The following is a 19,597-nucleotide window of genomic DNA, read 5'->3' on the forward strand; positions in this document are numbered from 1 at the left end:
GACCCTTTGGGGATTAGTGATTAAGGAACGAAAATCACCCCATGTTATAGTGATAAGCCAATATTTTAATTGATAATAATTGTAAAAAATAGTACCCTTAATCATGAAAGGTCTGACATGGACATTATAAGGGACTTAATAATTGGTTATATTATATTTTATAAAATCAAAACACCTAAATTGCTGTTCTCAATTTAGGTGTATAACAAATTATTTTTTTAAGTTAGTTTGAATTTCTTTCACTAACATTTCTGCGCCTTCAGGACTTAAAATTAATTTGCCACCAACTAGACGGAAGTTATCATCAGAAACTTCACCAGTTACAGCACATGTCATGTTAGGCATATATTTTTTTAAGATGATTTTGTCATCATCCACATAGATTTCTAAAGCGTCTTTTTCTGCAATACCTAATGTACGACGTAGTTCGATTGGAATTACTACACGACCTAATTCATCGACTTTACGAACGATTCCTGTTGATTTCATAATTATTTTCCTCCTAATGTTAAATATATATTGGTGTTTCGTCAAATTTCGACATAATTTCTTTGTCTGATAGTTATCATACCAAGTAATGCCATAAACGTCAATTAATTAATACACTAATATTATTGCTTTGAAAAAATTTTTGAGAAGAAAACAGATATTTTGGTTTTTTTAAAAGGTTTTTATTATATATTTTTATTTATAGTAAAAAAGCTTCTTATATAATACATTAAATGGATTCCTATATTATTCGACATTTTTCGCGTACGAGAAACTTTCAATCAATTATGTCTCGGCATAATTGTGTCTGGAATAGGCTTTGTGCTTGTACAAAGAGCTCCTTTCCGATTCCGTGATATCCTCCGGAGGCTTTAACTTCTTTCAGCGGGTGTTGGGACACCCGCTGAAAGAAGTTGAAACGAATTTCGTACTTCGATAGAATAGATAGTATACTGTGAAACAATGGAGGCAGTTCTTGTGAACGAACAAAATAAAACATTCTATATAACAACCCCTATTTACTACCCAAGTGGAAAATTTCATATTGGTACAGCGTATACAACTGTAGCATCAGATACGATTGCACGTTATAAACGTTTACGTGGTTATGATGTACGTTTTTTAACTGGGATGGATGAGCATGGACAAAAAATTCAAGAAAAAGCTGCGGAAGCGGGCAAACATCCTCAAGATTATGTGAATGAAATTGCGGATTCTGCGAAAAGACTATGGGCATTAATGGATATTTCATACGATGACTTTATACAAACAACGCAAGAGCGTCATACGAAAGCTGTCGAAAAGATTTTCCAAAAGTTTTTAGACAATAATGATATTTATAAAGGTGAGTATGAAGGTTCGTACTGTACACCATGTGAATCATTCTTTACTGAAACACAATTAGTAGATGGTAACTGTCCAGACTGTGGTCGTCCGGTACACAAAGTTAAAGAAGAATCATACTTCTTTAATATGAAGAAATACGCAGATCGTCTATTAGCTTATTATGAAGAAAACCTTGACTTCATTGAGCCGGAATCTCGAAAAAATGAAATGATTAACAACTTTATTAAACCAGGACTAGAAGATCTATCTGTTTCAAGAACATCATTTGATTGGGGAATTAAAGTTCCAGGAGACCCTAAACATGTGATTTATGTGTGGGTAGATGCCTTAACTAACTATATTACATCATTAGGCTATCTATCAGAGGATGAAACACTATTCAATAAATATTGGCCGGCAGACGTACATGTGGTTGGAAAAGATATCGTTCGCTTCCATACTATTTATTGGCCAATTTTCTTAATGGCACTAGATTTACCACTTCCTAAAAAAGTGTTTGCACATGGTTTCATAATGATGAAGGACGGTAAAATGTCGAAATCAAAGGGCAATGTTATCTATCCTGAAATGCTAATAGAACGTTATGGCTTAGATGCGACTCGATATTTCCTATTGCGTGAGCTACCATTTGGCTCTGATGGTGTATTCTCGCCAGAATCTTTTGTTGAACGTACAAACTTCGACTTAGCAAACGATTTAGGAAATTTACTGAATCGTACAATATCAATGATAAACAAATATTTCGACGGCATTATTCCAGCTGAAAATCTTCAATCGACAGAGTTTGATGCAGCTTTGAAAGAGCAGGCTGAATCTGTTCGTATTAAATATGAAGAAAGTATGGAAAAAATGCAATTTAGTGTCGTATTAGCTGACTTATGGACACTTGTGTCGAGAACAAATAAATATATAGATGAAACTCAACCGTGGGTCCTAGCAAAAGAGGAATCGGATAAACCAAAATTAGGCGCCGTTATGCGAAATTTGGCGGAAAGCTTACATCAAATTGCTGTCATGTTACAACCGTTTATGACATCTACACCTAAACGAATTCTTGAACAATTAGGCTTGGATGACAAATTCTTAGCATGGGAAACAATTGAAACATTCGGCAATATTATTCCGGCAAACATTAAAGTGGTAGAAAAAGGAATTCCTATTTTTCCTCGTTTAGAGAGTGAAGTTGAAATTGCGTATATTCGTGAGGAAATGCGCGGTTCAGTGAAAACTCCACAAGAAGAAGAGTCGAAAGATGAGCAAAAGTCAGTAGAAATTCCAGAAATCCCTGAAATTACAATTGATGATTTTATGAAAGTAGATTTACGTGTAGCTACTGTAACAGCATGTGAAACTATTCCGAAAGCAGACAAATTATTAAAGCTTCAAGTGAATCTTGGATATGAGCAACGACAAGTAGTTTCAGGCATTGCAAAGTTCTATTCACCAGATGAATTAATAGGTCAAAAAGTAATTGTAGTCACTAACTTAAAACCAGTTAAATTACGTGGCGAATTATCACAAGGAATGATTCTAGCCGGTGAAAAAGATGGAATTTTAAAATTAGCATCTGTTGATCCAAAACTAGAGAATGGTGCGAAAGTAAAGTAAAAAATTTTAGGAAGGCCTGCTGAATGCAAAAAGTTCAGCAGGCTTTTAAAATCTGTTTAAAAAATGAGTATTTTATTATCTTGAAATAACTTATGTGCAGTAAATGGTGAGTTTCATTAGGTATATAGTGACAAATTTGGTGCCTAAGGTTACGGGTAATGTCATAATACCAAATTGTCTGTAACAAAATTGTAATACTTACGCAAAATATGAAATAATAATTTTTAATAAAATCTATGTTAGGAGAATGACGATGTTCATTGATACACATGTACACTTAAACGCTGATCAGTATGAAGAAGACTTACAAGAGGTTATTGATAGAGCTCTTGAAGCAAAAGTAGAGACAATGGTTGTTGTTGGTTTTGACCGTAAAACCATTGAAAAAACAATGCAATTGGTTGAACAATATGATTTTGTTTACGGTGTCATAGGGTGGCACCCAGTAGATGCGATTGATTGTACGCAAGAGGAATTAAATTGGATTGAGGAATTAGCAGCACATCCAAAAATAGTTGGTATTGGTGAAACTGGGTTGGACTACTATTGGGATAAATCCCCAAAGGATGTTCAACAAGCACTTTTCCGCAAGCAAATCCATTTAGCGCAAAAGTTAAATTTACCAATCATTATTCATAACAGGGATGCAACAAAAGATGTTGTACAAATTTTACGTGAAGAAAATGCAGCATCTGTGGGGGGCGTGATGCATTGTTATAGTGGTAGCGTGGAAACAGCACGTGAATGTATTGCTATGAATTTTATGATTAGTCTTGGTGGGCCAGTAACATTTAAAAATGCACGTATGCCAAAGGAAGTAGCGACAGAAATATCGTTAGAGCATTTGATGATTGAAACAGATGCTCCTTATTTAGCGCCTCATCCATATCGAGGAAAGCGTAATGAGCCAGCATTAGTGCCATTAGTTGCAGAAGAAATTGCTCGTTTAAAAGGGTTAAACGTTGAGGATGTTGCACAGGTCACAACAGCAAATGCGAAAAAATTTTTTGGGATTGACATTTAGTAGCTGAGACGCCTCCAATGCTGGGTTTGTGGTTGGGTGAAAAGGCAAGGTCAAATTTCTTTTTCAAAACATTCGGGTTGACAGTGCCAAAACTAGTCCGTATAATCCAACTTTGTATTAAGGAGGCGTTTTTTCATGTCAAATAATTCCATGAAAAACTTGTTCTTAGGATCATTGAGGAGTAAGCAAACAGTGATAAGCATTATTTCACTTGTCCTGTTTGTAACTGTAATTTCATTTGTACTTTATCAAGTTACTAAAAAAACCGTAACGCTTGATGCAAACGGGGAAATAATCAACGTAGTAACACATGCCAAAACTGTAGAACAATTATTACAAGATCAAAATATAGACGTAGCAGAGCATGACAAAATATCACCCTCTCTGAATACCAAAATTGCAAATGGTTTAGCAATTACATGGGAACAGGCAAAAGAAGTAACTATTTCAGTTGATGGAAATCAGTCAAAAGTTTGGACAACTGAAACACAAGTGAAAGACATTTTGAAAGAAGCAAATATCGAAGTATCAGAGCATGACTCATTAGCACGAGGTCTAGATACAGAAGTAGGAGCAGATAACAAAATTGATATTCAAAAAGCGTTTCAAGTAACGCTTGTCGATGGTGTAAACAAAAGACAAGTATGGTCCACTTCGACTACGGTCGCTAACTTTTTAAAACAACAGGGAATTCAGCTAAATGAATTCGATCGTGTCGAGAATAACCTGAAGGACGTAATCACTCCGGGAAGTAAAATCACAGTAGTTCGCGTAGAAAAGGTTATCGATGTAGTGGAAGACTCTTTAGATTTCGCAATTGAAAAGAAGCAGGATGCTTCATTACAAAAGGGAAAACAAAAAGTTGTAACAGCTGGCCAGGAAGGCGTAATTACCCGAACGTATGAAGTCGTGAAGGAAAATGGCAAAGTTGTAGCAAAAAATCTACAATCTGAAAAAGTTGTAAAAGAACCAAAGAAACAAGTGGTAGCAGTAGGTACTAAATCTGTAGTAGCAAGTGCTGCAACTGTATCACGTGGTTCAAAAGAGCCAGCTAGCGGTAAAGAATTTTATGTAACGGCAACAGCCTATACACCTTATTGTAATGGTTGCTCGGGTACATCTGCCACTGGCATTAATTTGCGCTCAAGCTCTGGATTGAAGGTAATCGCAGTAGACCCATCTGTTATTAAGCTGGGCTCAAAAGTTTGGGTTGAAGGCTATGGAACGGCTATAGCAGGAGATACTGGTGGTGCAATTAAAGGTAATAAGATCGACATACTTGTACAAACTGAAGCCCAAGCTAGCAATTGGGGAGTTAGGAAAGTGCGTATAAAAGTATTAAATTAAAAAAATTGTAAAATTAATCAATATGTTTTTTCGCTAATTAGTAGCTTTCCTGTTTTGACTGGCAGGAAAGCTTTTTTATCTTTTTTTAGTCATTTTTATGTTCTAGAGAATGAATCGTAACTAAATTAAATTTACATAAGGTAAGCTGTAGCGACAGAGGCAATAAGTCTGCGCGAAATTGATGAACAACAATACTCAATTCAAGTAAAGAGTATTATATAAGAAGGTGAACGACCGTGTATTTCTGTACAATCGTACAGTGCAGTTGTAAAATGGTCTGAAGATAAGGTAGAAAAGAGGAGCCTTTTTGCAAATAAAAGAAATTATTGTTGTTGAAGGAAAAGATGATACAACAGCTATTAAGCGGGCTACACAGGCAGATACAATAGAAACAAATGGATCGGCTATTTCAGAGGAGACACTCAAGCGAATTCAACATGCACAGGATAAAAGAGGCGTTATTGTTTTTACTGATCCAGATTATCCAGGTCGTCGGATTCGTGCCATTATCGAGGAGCGTGTAAAAGGAGTGAAACACGCTTTTTTACCAAAAGCTAAAACAATTGCAAAAAACGGTAAAGGACTAGGCATTGAGCATGCAGCAGATGAGGATATACGAGAGGCATTACGACATGTCTATACCCCAAATAGTGTTGAGTGCATCATCGATGATATTACTCTGGAGGATTTAATGACAGCACGTTTGATTGGCCATCAACAGGCAAAAAATCGTCGTGATCGCCTTGGAGAGATTTTGAATATTGGTGCAACAAACGGTAAACAACTTCATAAAAGATTGAAAATGTTTCAAATTACAGAAAAGCAATTTGGTGCGGCCGTCGCACAGTTAGATCAGGAGGAAAACAATGCATAAGGATATTGCAACACCAATTAGAACACAAGAGATTTTAAAGAAATATGGATTTTCATTTAAAAAAAGTTTAGGTCAAAATTTTTTAATAGATCCGAATATATTACGTAATATTGTTAGCCATGCAAATTTAACTGAGAATAGTGGTGCAATCGAAGTTGGTCCTGGCATTGGAGCATTAACAGAGCATTTAGCAAGAAGTGCCAAAAAGGTTGTATCTTTTGAAATTGATCAGCGCTTATTACCTGTATTAGAAGATACACTTAGTCCATATAACAATGTTACTATTGTACATTCAGATATTTTAAAGGCCGATGTTGAGAAGGTAATTAATGAAGAGATGCCGGGAATTGAAGATATTATGGTTGTAGCAAATTTACCTTATTATGTGACGACACCGATTTTAATGAAATTGCTCAATGATCGTTTGCCAATTCGTGGCTTTGTGGTCATGATGCAAAAAGAGGTAGCGGAACGTATTACGGCTAAACCTGGAACGAAGGAGTACGGTTCTTTATCAATTGCGATCCAATACTATGTAAAGGCTGATATAGCTATGACAGTACCGAAGACTGTTTTCATGCCACAGCCAAATGTAGATTCTGCGGTAATCCGTCTTATTAAACATGATGAGCCTCCGGTAAAGGTAATTGATGAGGACTTCTTATTTGTGGTAACTCGAGCGTCGTTCGTACAGCGTCGAAAAACGATTTTTAATAATTTGCAATCAAGTTTACCGAATGGAAAGGAACATAAGGAGAAAATTATGGAGGCCTTAACTGCAGTAAATGTTGAACCAACACGTCGAGGAGAAACACTTACTATACAAGAGTTTGGGAAATTGGCAGATGCACTATATCCAACGTTTGCAAAGTAAAGCTTTTTTGTTAATTTTTTTGAGTTTACGTAAAAAAAATAATTTTTTTCATAAAAAATAAGTTGACAATATTTATTGTAGGCTGATAAAATATTATATTTTGTTGACATTTTTGGGCGAATCGCTTATACTAAGTAGTAGTGAGGTGTAAGCGAAAATGCCAAAAACTTTAGCGGACATTAAAAAGTCGTTGGATTGTCATTTGGGTAAACGTTTGCAGTTAAGAGCAAACGGCGGTCGCAAGAAAACGGTCGAGTGTGCAGGGGTATTGCGTGAGACATATCGCGCTATTTTTGTAGTTGAGCTTGATCAAGAGGACAATACGTGCAAGCGCGTATCGTATAGCTACACAGATATTTTAACTGAAGCAGTAGAGATTACATTTTTAGACGAAGCAAAGGCTGCTGTCGCAAAATAGTTTCTAGTACTTATTTCTATATTTTGAAACGCTCATGTATGTTCAAAACTGCATGAGTGTTTTGCGTTTTCTGGGACATACTAAATTCGTCAGTTGTTAAAGGAGGAGTTTATATGCCTAGAAAAGGTATCATGTCACCTCGTTTAAAAGAAGAGATCGCTAAAGAACTTGGATTTTATGATGTTGTGCAACGAGAAGGTTGGGGCGGCATAAAAGCTCGAGATGCCGGTAACATGGTGAAGCGTGCCATTGAAATGGCTGAAAGAGCAAGTAGTGAGCAAGAGCATAATAAGTAGACTATTTTTGAAATAGACCACTTATAAAAGGTAACTTCATTTCAGCAGGGATGAAAACTTCCTGTCGACACAACAACACAACTGACGAGAGAGAACCGTTACACCAAACAGGGGTATACGGTTCTTTTTTTCCGTTTTCGCTTTCCCGTTATGGTAAAATAAAATGAATAATCTTTGTGAAAGATGAACGGCTGTTTATACTAAGGAGGAAGAAAGATGCTTTATGTAAAGGCGCCTGCAAAAATAAATTTAACATTAGATGTACTTTATAAAAGACCAGATAATTATCACGAAGTAGAGATGGTCATGACGACTGTCGATTTAGCTGATCGTATTAGTCTGGAATCTCGCGAAGATGGCGTAATTGAAATAATTTCGACTGATAATTTTGTGCCAAATGATCACCGTAATTTTGCTTATCAGGCAGCGCGTCTAGTTAAAGATACATACGGCATTGGACAAGGTGTATCCATTACTATAGAAAAAGAAATACCAATTGCAGCAGGGCTAGCAGGTGGAAGTAGCGATGCGGCTGCTACACTAAAAGGTTTAAATGAGTTGTGGAATTTAGGGCTATCTATAGACGAGTTAGCTGAATTAGGTGCTAAAATTGGTTCAGATGTTTCTTTTTGTGTCTATGGTGGCACGGCATTAGCAACAGGACGTGGAGAAATAATTCAGGAATTACCTGCACCACCAAACTGTTGGGTAGTCTTAGCTAAGCCAAAAATAGGTGTCTCTACTGCTGAAGTGTATGGTGGACTAAAGGTTGAAGGATTAGCACATCCAAATACGAAACAAATGATTCATGCTATTGAAACAACAAATTATGAGTTACTCTGTGCATCATTAGGAAACGTTTTAGAAACTGTAACATTTAAACTTCATCCAGAAGTAGTAATGTTAAAGGAACAGATGAAGCGCTTTGGGGCAGATGCAACATTAATGAGTGGAAGCGGTCCAACTGTGTTTGGTTTAGTGGATAGTGAAGCTCGTGTAAGCCGCATTTACAATGGTTTACGTGGTTTTTGTGAAGAAGTATATGCTGTCCGAATTTTAGGCGAGCGAAATACACTTGCTTAAAAACGCAAATTTATGTTAATTTTACCTATAAATATTCGTGTTTAGGAGAGGGTCGCATGAAATGGAAACGTAGTGAACGACTAGTTGATATGACGTACTATTTACTAGAGCATCCACATCAGTTGATCCCGCTAACTTATTTTTCAGAACTATATCAATCTGCAAAGTCTTCTATTAGTGAAGATTTAACGATTGTAAAAGAAACTTTCGAAGAAAAAGGAATCGGGTTATTGATAACAGTACCGGGCGCTGCTGGGGGAGTTAAGTATATTCCTAAAATGTCCGAGGCTGAGGTCCGTTTAGTTATTCAGGATTTAAAGGCGGAGCTTGAGCATTCAGATCGTTTGTTACCAGGCGGTTATTTATTTATGACGGACTTACTCGGCAATCCAGATTTAATTAATCGAGTTGGAAAGGTTTTTGCATCAGCTTATGCTGACCAGCAGATTGACGTCATAATGACTGTGGCGACAAAAGGGATTTCTATTGCCCACGCTATTGCAAGACATTTAAATGTACCAGTTGTTGTTGTTAGAAGAGATAGTAAGGTAACGGAAGGCTCTACAGTCAGCATCAACTATGTATCTGGTTCTTCCAGAAGAATTCAGACAATGGTATTATCAAAAAGAAGTATGAAGAGTGGACAAAGGGTGCTTATTACTGACGACTTTATGAAGGTCGGTGGTACAATGAACGGCATGAAAAATCTATTAGAGGAATTTGACTGTCAGTTGGCAGGTATTGCAGTACTTGTAGAGGCTGAGCATGCAGATGAGACGTTAGTAGATGATTATTATTCACTAGTGAAGCTTCATGAGGTCAATGAAAAGGACCGTACAATTGCATTAAGTGAAGGTAACTATTTTTCTAAAAAGGGGAAATGACAAATGAAAGTAGTAGCAACAACAAATGCACCAGCAGCAATCGGACCATATTCACAAGGTATTATTGTAAACGGCATGTTTTATAGCTCAGGTCAAATTCCATTAACAGCAGCTGGCGAATTAGTAGAAGGCGACATCACAGCTCAAACAAATCAAGTATTTGCTAATTTGAAAGCAGTTTTAGAAGCTGCTGGAACTTCTTTAGACAATGTTGTGAAAACAACTGTTTTTATGAAGGACATGAACGACTTTGTTGCAATGAATGAAGTATATGCTAGTCACTTTGGCGATCATAAACCAGCTCGTTCAGCAGTAGAGGTTGCACGTCTACCGAAGGATGTAAAAGTAGAAATTGAAGTTATTGCCATCGTTAAATAAGAAATTTTTTAATCCCGCTAGAAGAGAAGTGATTAGCTCTTTTAGTGGGCTTTTTTTTTAAAGTGTCAGAGCAGCTGACAAACAATTGTCAAAATTTCCGTAATTTAGATGAAATATTATACTAATGAGTATTCAAATTTTTTAGAAAATTTGATAGACTAGAAAAAGGAAAATATTCGGTAATAAAGAATATTAGATTTTTATTTAGGCATCTAAGATGAGAGGTGGTGAGAAAATGGAAGTTACTGATGTAAGATTACGTCGTGTACAGACGGATGGTCGCATGCGTGCGATTGCTTCCATTACACTCGACAATGAGTTTGTGGTTCACGATATTCGTGTAATCGATGGGAATACTGGTTTGTTTGTTGCTATGCCAAGTAAACGAACGCCAGACGGTGAATTTAGAGATATTGCGCATCCTATTAATTCAACGACTCGCAATAAAATTCAGGAGATTATTTTAAACGAGTACCATAATTCAAGCGAAACAGAAGAAGCCGAGAAAACAGAAGAATTAGAAGGAATTGGCGTATAGTTACAAAAGAAATAAGTGTTCATGTAAAAAGCTATTGGCTCATCTTCAAAAGTTGGAGATGAAATTTGATAAAACCTATGCCTTGTATATAAGTTGATTGGATGCTGGGCGACTCATCGGAGCCTAGGTTGGGACTGAAAATCAACCCCATGCTAGGGTAATAATCCAATCTATTCAAATTTTAGTATACATCTGGTTATAGTGTATAATTAGAGCTCTTCTTGATTGGAGAGTTCTTTTTATTTTGTGAATAAGAGAAATAGAGCAGTTTTGGGAAATACATATTAACATTCGAGCATAAGGTGCATTTGATTTGGAAATTCATCTTTTTGTCAAGTCTACACACCTTGAAAATAGATGGATTTTGCTATATAGTCATAAGAGAAAATGAGCGTATTGGAGGACTTACAGATGAGCAACATTTTTGCTGTCATTTTGGCTGCAGGTCAAGGTACACGTATGAAGTCCAAATTATATAAAGTGCTCCATCCAGTATGTGGGAAACCGATGGTACAACATGTGGTGGATCACATTCAAACGTTAGATGCGAATCGCATCGTAACGGTTGTAGGACATGGTGCAGAAAAGGTAAAACAACAGCTTGGAGATAAAAGCGAATATGTTTTACAGGCTGAACAGTTAGGGACAGCTCATGCTGTACAACAGGCTGAGGAAATTTTAGGTAGCGAAGAAGGTACAACATTAGTTGTTTGTGGTGATACGCCACTTATTCGTCCTGAAACGATGCAAGCTTTGTTCGAGCATCATCAAGCAAAGAATGCTAAGGCTACTATTTTAACAGCGATTGCTGAAAACCCAACAGGCTATGGTCGTATTTTACGTGGCGACAATGGACAGGTGGAGCAAATTGTTGAACAAAAGGATGCTTCAGCAGAGCAACAATTAGTTAAAGAAATTAATACGGGCACGTACTGCTTTGATAATAAAGCGTTATTTGAGACATTAAAGCTTGTGAAAAACGACAACGCACAGGGTGAGTTTTATTTACCTGATGTGATTGAAATTTTACAAAAACAAGGCGATGTCGTGGAAGCATATGTAACAGAAGACTTTGAAGAAACACTCGGTGTTAATGATCGTGTGGCTTTATCACAAGCAGAAGGGCTAATGCGTGCAAGAATTAATGAAAAACATATGCGTAACGGTGTGACAATCATTAATCCAGAGACAACGTATATTAGCGCAGACGCAGTGATTGGTAGAGATACTGTCATTCAGCCAGGCTCAATGATTGAAGGTGCGACTGTTATTGGCGAAGATTGTATAATCGGACCAAACACACAAATCATGGATAGCCGAATCGGTGACCGAACAACTGTGCATTCTTCTGTTGTGCGTGAAAGCGCTGTAGCGGAAGACACAGCTATTGGGCCGTTTGCGCATATTCGACCACTTTCTGACATTGGTAGTCATGTGAAGATTGGTAACTTTGTAGAAGTGAAGAAAAGTAAACTGGGTAATGACACGAAAGTATCACACTTAAGCTATATAGGTGATGCTGAAATCGGAAGTAATGTCAATATTGGCTGTGGTTCCATTACAGTAAACTATGATGGGAAAAACAAGTTCCAAACAATTATTGAAGATGATGTATTTGTAGGATGTAACACTAACTTAGTAGCGCCAGTGAAAGTTGGAAAAGGTTCATTTATTGCAGCAGGATCTACAATAACAAAAGAAGTTCCTGAGGATGCACTTGCAATTGCTCGTGCAAGACAAGAAAACAAACCGAATTATGTAAGCAAACTAAATTCAAAATAATTATCAACTAAACAGGAGGCCATCATGCCGTATCATTATGCAAACTCACAATTAAAAATATTTTCTCTTAATTCAAATAATCCACTTGCTCAAGAAATTGCGCAAGAAATGGGTGTTGAATTAGGTAAATCTTCTGTTAAGCACTTCAGCGATGGAGAGGTTCAAATTAGCATTGAAGAAAGTATTCGTGGTTGTGATGTGTTTATCGTGCAGTCTACTTCTGCACCTGTAAACGAACATTTAATGGAGCTTTTAATTATGGTAGATGCTGTAAAACGCGCATCTGCTCGTACAGTAAACGTTGTAATGCCTTACTATGGTTATGCTCGTCAAGACCGCAAAGCAAAGGCACGCGAGCCAATTACAGCTAAATTAGTAGCAAACTTACTTGAAACTGCTGGTGCAACACGTGTTATCGTTTTAGATTTACATGCACCACAAATCCAAGGCTTCTTCGATATTTTAATCGACCATTTGATGGCAGTACCTTTATTATCTGATTACTTCAAATCAAAAGGTATCCCAGAAGAAGAAATCGTTGTTGTTTCTCCAGACCATGGTGGTGTAACACGTGCTCGTAAAATGGCAGAACGTTTAAAAGCACCTATTGCAATTATTGACAAACGCCGTCCAAAACCAAACGTTGCAGAGGTAATGAACATTGTTGGTAATGTTGATGGTAAAGTGGCAATCTTGATTGATGATATTATTGACACTGCAGGAACGATTACAATCGGCGCGGATGCATTACGTGCTGCTGGTGCGAAAGAAGTTTATGCTTGCTGTTCTCACCCAGTATTATCAGGTCCAGCAATCGAGCGTATCGAAAACTCTTCAATTAAAGAATTAGTTGTAACAAATACAATCCAGCTTCCTGAAGAGAAAAAATCTCCAAAAATTACAGAGCTTTCGGTAGCTAAATTAATGGCAGATGCAATCTCTCGTGTTTATGAAAACAAATCTGTAAGTACTCTATTTGATTAATATAAATAAAGATATTGAAAGTGCAGTAATATATGGCGAAAAAAGGACAAATCTACGTTAAAAAGTAGATTTGTCCTTTTTATATGTGTTTTTGTGTGAATTTTCTTATAAAAGAGTATATAGTAAATGTGACTTAATAATATTTACACTACTTTAAAAAAATAGAGGTTTATCACCTAAAGATGGGGATACATTTTGTTAAAACATATTTTATATGAAAAAGTTGATTGGAGTGGAGACTGAGCGACTCCTGGGGGATTAGCGATAGAGGAACGAATACTAAGTGCATCACATCTTGTGATAACGCCTTCGTGACCAACATCGGTGCTGTTGCCGCTGCCGCTTCGCTTTCGCGCAGATAAAAACCTTTTGCTGCCGCTAAGTTAGCACTAAGCTTCCGCACAGAAAACACTTGTTATCCCGACGCCCCCAGGAAAGCGCCCAGTCGGAACGAAGATCAACCCCATGTTATGGTGATGAGCCGAAATAGAGGTAAATATTATTATAGCCTTCAACATATGTCATTATATTTTAAAAAGTGATAGTGACATTGATCGTAAGGCGTAAATAATTTTTCTTGGAAGGGGAAGTATAGATATGAGTACAGTATTAAGTGTTAAAAAGCGCGAAGCTGGGCATCGTTCGACATTAACCCAACTTAGAAAAGGGGGAGCCATTCCTGCGGTTATTTACGGCTATAATTTAGATTCAACCCCAATTTCTATTTCAGCGAAGGAATTCAGAAAATCTATTTTAAAAAATGGACAAAACAGTGTATTTCCAATGGATTTGGACGGGAAAAAAGTGAATGTTGTTGTGTCAGAAATACAACAAAGCTCTTTGAGAGATGAAGTAAATCATATAGACTTTTTTGCAATTAATATGTCTGAAGCATTAGAAGCTGATGTGCCTATTAAACTTGTCGGAGATTCAGTTGGCGTAAGTGAGGGTGGTATTTTGATGCAGCCTAACTTAGAGTTGAAAATTAAAGTAAAACCAACTGATATGCCTGAAGTAATTGAAGTGGATATTACTAAACTCTTAATTGGTGAGTCTATTACAGTAGCAAATATTCGTGAAACAATAGATTTTGAGATTGTTAGTGAAGATGAGCGCATATTAGCAACGATGATGGCTCCAGCTGTAGTAGTTGAAGGAGCAGATCGTACTGAATAAGAGTAAAAATAGATAATCAGGAAAGGCTGTTAAAGAAGGCTATACTTCTTTAACAGCCCTTTTGTGTTTTATGGAAATCCATATACCTCATATAATTAAAAGATTAACAAAGGAGAACGATACTTTATTTGAGACCTATCTGTTTTTTAGTGGATTCTCAACTATAGCTTTTGAAAAGAACCTATACTTTTCTTAGTTAATCAGAGCTTTTGTATTTTTGAATTTTTTCCATTCAAGAAATGTACGAAATGCTTTCTTGGCACACGGTATGGTAAAATAATGACTATTAGATTTGAAAGAAGAGAGGTACTTATGAAAATTATCGTCGGTTTAGGGAATCCGGGTAAACCTTATGAACATACAAGACATAATATTGGCTTTGATGTTATTGATGCTATAGCTGAAAAATGGGGTACACCTTTAACTAATTCAAAGTTTAACGGTATGTATGCAACAGTACATCGTCCTGAAGGAAAGGTTCTACTTGTTAAACCTTTAACATATATGAATTTATCAGGGGAATGTGTTGGTCCCCTTATGGACTATTTTGATATTGATGTGGAAGATTTAATTGTTATCTATGACGATTTAGATTTAGAAACAGGTAAATTACGTCTGCGTCAAAAAGGTAGTGCAGGTGGACATAATGGTATTAAATCATTAATTCAGCATTTAGGCACGCAAGAATTTAATCGCATCCGTGTTGGGGTTAATCGCCCGCCAACTGGCATGAAGGTAGCAGATTACGTGTTATCTAAATTTTCAAAAGAAGACCAAGCTATTGTTGGGGACGCTATTGAAAAGTGTGTAAATGCTATAGAAGCATCTCTTTCAGAACCATTTCTTGATGTGATGAATCACTTTAACAGTAGTAAATAAATATATAAAGAGTTAAAGCTTATTGTGGATATTGCGATCGGTAGCTTGCGACTACGGCCAACTAAACTGTATAGCGTAGTCTTCAACACAATGCAAAAATTATTCTCTTTTCTGAAGGCATAGTAACTATGACATTTAAGCTGAGTGAGAATTGGAAAGTGCATAATCCTTTTTAGAAATGTCTATACTTTAAGTAGAAAGTTGCTTAAAGGAGGATGATTTGGAGATGTCAGTTCGCTATCGATGTCGACATTGTGAAGTAGAAATAGGGACACTACCATTTGATGCAGATGATACAATTCGAAAACTGCATATTTTCGAAATGGGAGAAGCGGATGATTATGTTGAGAAAGATCAACATGGACAAACGACGGTGCACTGCATTTGTGAGCAATGTGAGGATTCGCTGAAACAATATCCAGATTATCACGCACTCAATAAATGGATTCAATAATTGGAAGGATGCTTTGGCGCACTTTCGTGCGTTCAAAGCTTTTTCCGTTTAAAAAATGGACAATAAAGATGCGTATTATAGTACTAGATTCGTAGTAATATGACGAATAGAATTACGCGCTGAAAGGAGCTTTTGACTGTGGAAGTTTTACGACAGCTTGTGTCGCAGGACAAACATATCACATCATTTTTACAGGAGATTCAGAGCGGTCATACTGCATCACAACTTATTACAGGATTAACAGGAAGCGCACGTCCGGTAATGGTCGATGTGTTATTTGAATATGTTAAAAAACCAATCTATATTGTATCTCCTAATCTATTGCAAGCTCAAAAAATGGCTGACGAGCTTGTGGGACTTTTAGGTGAGGAGCATGTTCATTATTATCCTGCGGATGAGTTTATTGCCGCAGACTTGTCTGTAGCCTCTCCAGAGTTACGTGCAGAGCGAATCGCGACACTCGATCACCTAGCTAGAGGTGAAAAAGCTGTGTATGTGATACCAGTTGCGGGCTTACGCAAAATGATGCAGCCTAAAGAGCATTGGCTACAATATTTTTTACAAACAGCAGTAGGCGAGGAAATTCAGACTGAAGAATGGCTACAAACATTAGTAGAGATGGGTTACGTACGTAATTCAATGGTGACGACACCTGGCGAATTTGCGCTACGTGGTGGCATACTAGATATTTATCCACCGTATTTAGAGTCACCTATTCGTATTGAGTTATTTGATACGGAAGTAGACTCTATTCGAACATTTTCAGCGGATGATCAACGTTCCATTGATAAATTGCAAAAAGTTCGCATCCTACCAGCGTCTGAAGTTATTTTGACGAAGAAAGAAAGAGTCGCGTTGGCAAGTCGTTTAGAAGCGGCGTTAGCGACAAGCTTAAAGAAAGTCAAAAAACAAGAGACAAAGGAGTTACTTTATCAGCATATACAATATGATATTGAGTTGTTACAGCAGGGGAATTTACCAGACTACGTAAACAAATATGGTTCGTTATTGTATGAGAAAACTGCTTACTTAGGTGACTATTTTGCACATGATGGGATTGTGCTATTTGATGAGCTTGGCCGTATTCAGGAGGTTATGGAAGCCTGGGAACGTGAAGAGGATGAATGGTTTTTATCGTTAATTGAAGAAGGAAAAATGGTGCATGATGTAAAGCCTGCCTTCTCTTTAAAAGAAATATTAGCAATGCTGTCACAGCAAAAATTATATTTCTCATTATTTTCACGGACATTTGCAGGTGTAACATTTAATAAGACGACAAACTTTTCTTGTAAGCCAATGCAGCAATTTCATGGTCAAATGTCTTTATTACAAAGTGAGGTTGAACGCTGGCTACTTGGTAAATTTACTGTACTTATCGTTACTAGGGATAAAGAACGTGTTAAACGTGTACAGGAAATGCTTGAGGAATATGATATTCATACGACAATCGGTGATCCAACAGAGCCGGGTATTTATATTGTGGATGGTTCACTGTCTAGTGGCTTTGAATTGCCATTACAACGTTTAGCGATCGTGACAGAGGATGAATTATTCAAACAACAGGCGAAGAAAAAAGCACGTCCTCAAAAAATGACGAATGCCGAACGTATTAAAAGCTATACAGAAATTAAACCGGGTGATTATGTTGTACATGTACATCATGGTATTGGGAAATATATTGGTGTAGAGACATTAGAGGTAAATGGTACACATAAGGATTACTTACACATTCGATATCGTGCAGATGATAAATTATATGTACCAGTAGAGCAAATCGATTTAATTCAAAAATATGTGGCATCTGAAGAACGTGAACCGAAGCTACATAAATTAGGTGGAGCAGAGTGGAAAAAAGCCAAAGCAAAGGTATCGTCTGCTGTACAAGATATTGCTGATGATTTAATTAAACTTTATGCGAAGCGTGAAGCAGAGAAGGGCCATGCATTTGCGTTTGACAACGATGATCAGCGTAATTTCGAGGCTTCATTCCCGTATGAGGAGACAGAAGATCAGCTACGTTCAATTGTTGAAGTAAAACGTGATATGGAACGTGAACGCCCTATGGATCGCCTCGTATGTGGTGACGTAGGCTATGGTAAAACAGAGGTAGCAATTCGTGCCGCATTTAAAGCAATTCAAGATGGTAAACAGGTCGCTTTCCTAGTTCCAACAACAATTTTAGCGCAGCAGCACTATGAAACTATTCGTGAACGATTCCAAGACTTCGCTATAAACGTAGGTCTCTTGTCTCGTTTCCGTACAAAAAAAGAACAAACAGCGACATTAAAAGGTTTAAAAGAAGGACAAGTTGATATTGTCGTTGGAACACACCGAATTTTATCTAAGGATCTAACATTCCAAGACTTAGGACTGCTCATTGTTGATGAAGAGCAACGTTTTGGCGTTACACATAAGGAAAAAATTAAACAACTAAAAACCAATGTCGATGTATTAACGCTCACAGCTACTCCAATTCCAAGAACGTTGCATATGTCGATGGTAGGTGTTCGTGATTTATCGGTTATTGAAACTCCACCAGCCAACCGTTTCCCAGTGCAAACGTATGTAATGGAGCATAGTGGTGCATTAGTGCGTGAAGCCATTGAGAGAGAAATGGCACGTGGAGGCCAAGTATTCTATTTATACAATCGTGTAGAGGATATGGCTCGAAAAGTCGAGGAGATTCAACTGCTTGTTCCAGAAGCACGTATAGGGCATGCACATGGGAAAATGACGGAATCCGAATTAGAATCTGTAATATTAGCCTTTTTAGAAGGTGACTATGATGTGCTAGTAACGACAACCATTATCGAGACCGGTGTGGATATACCAAATGTGAACACATTGATTGTCCATGATGCTGATCGAATGGGCTTAGCACAGCTTTATCAATTGCGTGGTCGTGTAGGGCGTTCTAATAGGGTGGCATATGCGTACTTTATGTATCAACGTGATAAAGTTCTTACAGATGTGGCTGAGCAACGATTACAGGCGATTAAAGAATTTACAGAGTTGGGATCAGGTTTTAAAATTGCTATGCGTGACTTATCCATTCGTGGAGCTGGTAACTTGCTTGGGGCCCAACAGCATGGCTTTATTGATTCTGTCGGTTTTGATTTATATTCACAAATGCTAGAAGAAGCAATTGCCGAGCGTCAAACAGGTGTGAAAAAAGAAGAAAAGCCAGACATAGAAATTCTATTGAGTGTTGATGCATATATCCCAGATGCATACATTCCTGACGGCTATCAAAAAATTCAAATGTATAAACGTATTAAAGCAATGGATCATGTGGAAGAATATAGCGAAATCATGGAGGAATTAGCGGATCGCTTCGGTGATCTTCCGATTGAAACAGAACGCTTACTGCGAATTGCACGTATGAAGGTATGGGGATTAGATGCAGGGGTATTATCTGTGAAAGAAAAGCAAAAGATTGTCACACTATTGCTGTCTGCAGAAGGTACAGCGCGAGTTGATGGCGGTAAAATTGTTGAGGAATCCATGAAATTTGAACGTGCTGTCGGTTTTGGTATGGATGGTATGCAATTGAAATTTACGATCGATGAACGAAAATGTGGAAAATACCAACCCTTTGATATTTTAGAAGAAATGATGCAAATTATTGCTAATGCAAAAAAACAACAATAGATGAAAAGCTGA

19 protein-coding genes are annotated in these 19,597 nt (G+C 37.2%); 17 read left to right on the forward strand and 2 right to left on the reverse strand.

Annotation, left to right across the window (positions count from 1 at the left end; all coding sequences use genetic code 11):
- Positions 1 to 210: 210 nt before the first annotated feature.
- Positions 211 to 495, reverse strand: a complete 285-nt coding sequence (locus AB9L17_RS00350; protein ID WP_175401828.1) for an AbrB/MazE/SpoVT family DNA-binding domain-containing protein — start codon at positions 493 to 495, stop codon at positions 211 to 213.
- A gap of 456 nt (positions 496 to 951) precedes the next feature.
- Here AB9L17_RS00350 and metG point away from each other — a divergent pair, with 456 nt between their 5' ends.
- The 13 genes from metG to AB9L17_RS00415 all read left to right on the forward strand — a co-directional run bounded on the left by metG (position 952) and on the right by AB9L17_RS00415 (position 13,425).
- Positions 952 to 2,943 carry a methionine--tRNA ligase gene (gene metG / locus AB9L17_RS00355; RefSeq protein ID WP_263297593.1) on the forward strand — a complete coding sequence of 664 codons (1,992 nt, stop codon included), beginning with the start codon at positions 952 to 954 and terminating at the stop codon, positions 2,941 to 2,943.
- Between the two features lie 253 nt (positions 2,944 to 3,196).
- On the forward strand, positions 3,197 to 3,967 hold the full coding sequence (locus AB9L17_RS00360; RefSeq protein ID WP_068986579.1) for a TatD family hydrolase: 771 nt from the start codon (positions 3,197 to 3,199) through the stop codon (positions 3,965 to 3,967).
- 135 nt (positions 3,968 to 4,102) lie between these two features.
- The gene (locus AB9L17_RS00365; RefSeq protein WP_068986580.1) at positions 4,103 to 5,314 is read left to right on the forward strand and encodes a G5 and 3D domain-containing protein; all 1,212 of its coding nucleotides are present in this window, start codon (positions 4,103 to 4,105) and stop codon (positions 5,312 to 5,314) included.
- A 307-nt stretch (positions 5,315 to 5,621) separates the two neighbouring features.
- Positions 5,622 to 6,188, forward strand: coding sequence for a ribonuclease M5 (gene rnmV / locus AB9L17_RS00370; protein WP_223556235.1), 567 nt, complete (start codon positions 5,622 to 5,624; stop codon positions 6,186 to 6,188).
- Positions 6,181 to 7,062 carry a 16S rRNA (adenine(1518)-N(6)/adenine(1519)-N(6))-dimethyltransferase RsmA gene (rsmA, locus tag AB9L17_RS00375; protein WP_068986582.1) on the forward strand — a complete coding sequence of 294 codons (882 nt, stop codon included), beginning with the start codon at positions 6,181 to 6,183 and terminating at the stop codon, positions 7,060 to 7,062. The genes rnmV and rsmA overlap by 8 nt, the downstream gene beginning before the upstream one ends.
- Positions 7,063 to 7,219: 157 nt before the next feature.
- A complete protein-coding gene (veg, locus tag AB9L17_RS00380) occupies positions 7,220 to 7,480 on the forward strand; it encodes a biofilm formation stimulator Veg (RefSeq protein WP_053594102.1) in 261 nt (86 codons plus the stop codon).
- Positions 7,481 to 7,593: 113 nt separating this feature from the next.
- The gene (locus AB9L17_RS00385) at positions 7,594 to 7,776 is read left to right on the forward strand and encodes a small, acid-soluble spore protein, alpha/beta type (protein WP_053594103.1); all 183 of its coding nucleotides are present in this window, start codon (positions 7,594 to 7,596) and stop codon (positions 7,774 to 7,776) included.
- Positions 7,777 to 7,992: 216 nt separating this feature from the next.
- On the forward strand, positions 7,993 to 8,859 hold the full coding sequence (gene ispE, locus AB9L17_RS00390; protein ID WP_068986583.1) for a 4-(cytidine 5'-diphospho)-2-C-methyl-D-erythritol kinase: 867 nt from the start codon (positions 7,993 to 7,995) through the stop codon (positions 8,857 to 8,859).
- A 56-nt stretch (positions 8,860 to 8,915) separates the two neighbouring features.
- Positions 8,916 to 9,743 (forward strand): pur operon repressor, encoded by an 828-nt coding sequence (purR, locus tag AB9L17_RS00395; protein WP_068986584.1) that lies wholly within the window; start codon positions 8,916 to 8,918, stop codon positions 9,741 to 9,743.
- A 3-nt stretch (positions 9,744 to 9,746) separates the two neighbouring features.
- Positions 9,747 to 10,121 (forward strand): RidA family protein, encoded by a 375-nt coding sequence (locus tag AB9L17_RS00400; RefSeq protein ID WP_223556237.1) that lies wholly within the window; start codon positions 9,747 to 9,749, stop codon positions 10,119 to 10,121.
- Between the two features lie 235 nt (positions 10,122 to 10,356).
- Positions 10,357 to 10,659 (forward strand): septation regulator SpoVG, encoded by a 303-nt coding sequence (gene spoVG, locus AB9L17_RS00405; protein ID WP_068986586.1) that lies wholly within the window; start codon positions 10,357 to 10,359, stop codon positions 10,657 to 10,659.
- A 411-nt stretch (positions 10,660 to 11,070) separates the two neighbouring features.
- Positions 11,071 to 12,441, forward strand: a complete 1,371-nt coding sequence (gene glmU, locus AB9L17_RS00410) for a bifunctional UDP-N-acetylglucosamine diphosphorylase/glucosamine-1-phosphate N-acetyltransferase GlmU (protein ID WP_068986587.1) — start codon at positions 11,071 to 11,073, stop codon at positions 12,439 to 12,441.
- A 24-nt stretch (positions 12,442 to 12,465) separates the two neighbouring features.
- Positions 12,466 to 13,425 (forward strand): ribose-phosphate diphosphokinase, encoded by a 960-nt coding sequence (locus tag AB9L17_RS00415; RefSeq protein ID WP_049667363.1) that lies wholly within the window; start codon positions 12,466 to 12,468, stop codon positions 13,423 to 13,425.
- A gap of 172 nt (positions 13,426 to 13,597) precedes the next feature.
- On the opposite strand, the gene AB9L17_RS00420 is transcribed toward AB9L17_RS00415, so the two are convergent.
- Positions 13,598 to 13,837, reverse strand: a complete 240-nt coding sequence (locus AB9L17_RS00420) for a hypothetical protein (RefSeq protein ID WP_375199916.1) — start codon at positions 13,835 to 13,837, stop codon at positions 13,598 to 13,600.
- 185 nt (positions 13,838 to 14,022) lie between these two features.
- Here AB9L17_RS00420 and AB9L17_RS00425 point away from each other — a divergent pair, with 185 nt between their 5' ends.
- The 4 genes from AB9L17_RS00425 (at position 14,023) to mfd (ending at position 19,585) form a co-directional block, all read left to right on the forward strand.
- The gene (locus AB9L17_RS00425) at positions 14,023 to 14,601 is read left to right on the forward strand and encodes a 50S ribosomal protein L25/general stress protein Ctc (protein WP_068986589.1); all 579 of its coding nucleotides are present in this window, start codon (positions 14,023 to 14,025) and stop codon (positions 14,599 to 14,601) included.
- Positions 14,602 to 14,913: 312 nt separating this feature from the next.
- Positions 14,914 to 15,480 carry an aminoacyl-tRNA hydrolase gene (gene pth, locus AB9L17_RS00430; RefSeq protein ID WP_068986590.1) on the forward strand — a complete coding sequence of 189 codons (567 nt, stop codon included), beginning with the start codon at positions 14,914 to 14,916 and terminating at the stop codon, positions 15,478 to 15,480.
- A 226-nt stretch (positions 15,481 to 15,706) separates the two neighbouring features.
- Positions 15,707 to 15,934: an anti-sigma-F factor Fin gene (locus AB9L17_RS00435; protein WP_010857031.1), complete on the forward strand. Its 228-nt coding sequence runs from the start codon at positions 15,707 to 15,709 to the stop codon at positions 15,932 to 15,934.
- A 138-nt stretch (positions 15,935 to 16,072) separates the two neighbouring features.
- The gene (gene mfd / locus AB9L17_RS00440; RefSeq protein WP_068986591.1) at positions 16,073 to 19,585 is read left to right on the forward strand and encodes a transcription-repair coupling factor; all 3,513 of its coding nucleotides are present in this window, start codon (positions 16,073 to 16,075) and stop codon (positions 19,583 to 19,585) included.
- Positions 19,586 to 19,597 lie beyond the last annotated feature (12 nt).

Origin of the sequence: Lysinibacillus sp. RS11 (assembly GCF_042019215.1) — a bacterium.
Classification (GTDB): Bacteria; Bacillota; Bacilli; order Bacillales_A; family Planococcaceae; genus Lysinibacillus; species Lysinibacillus xylanilyticus_A.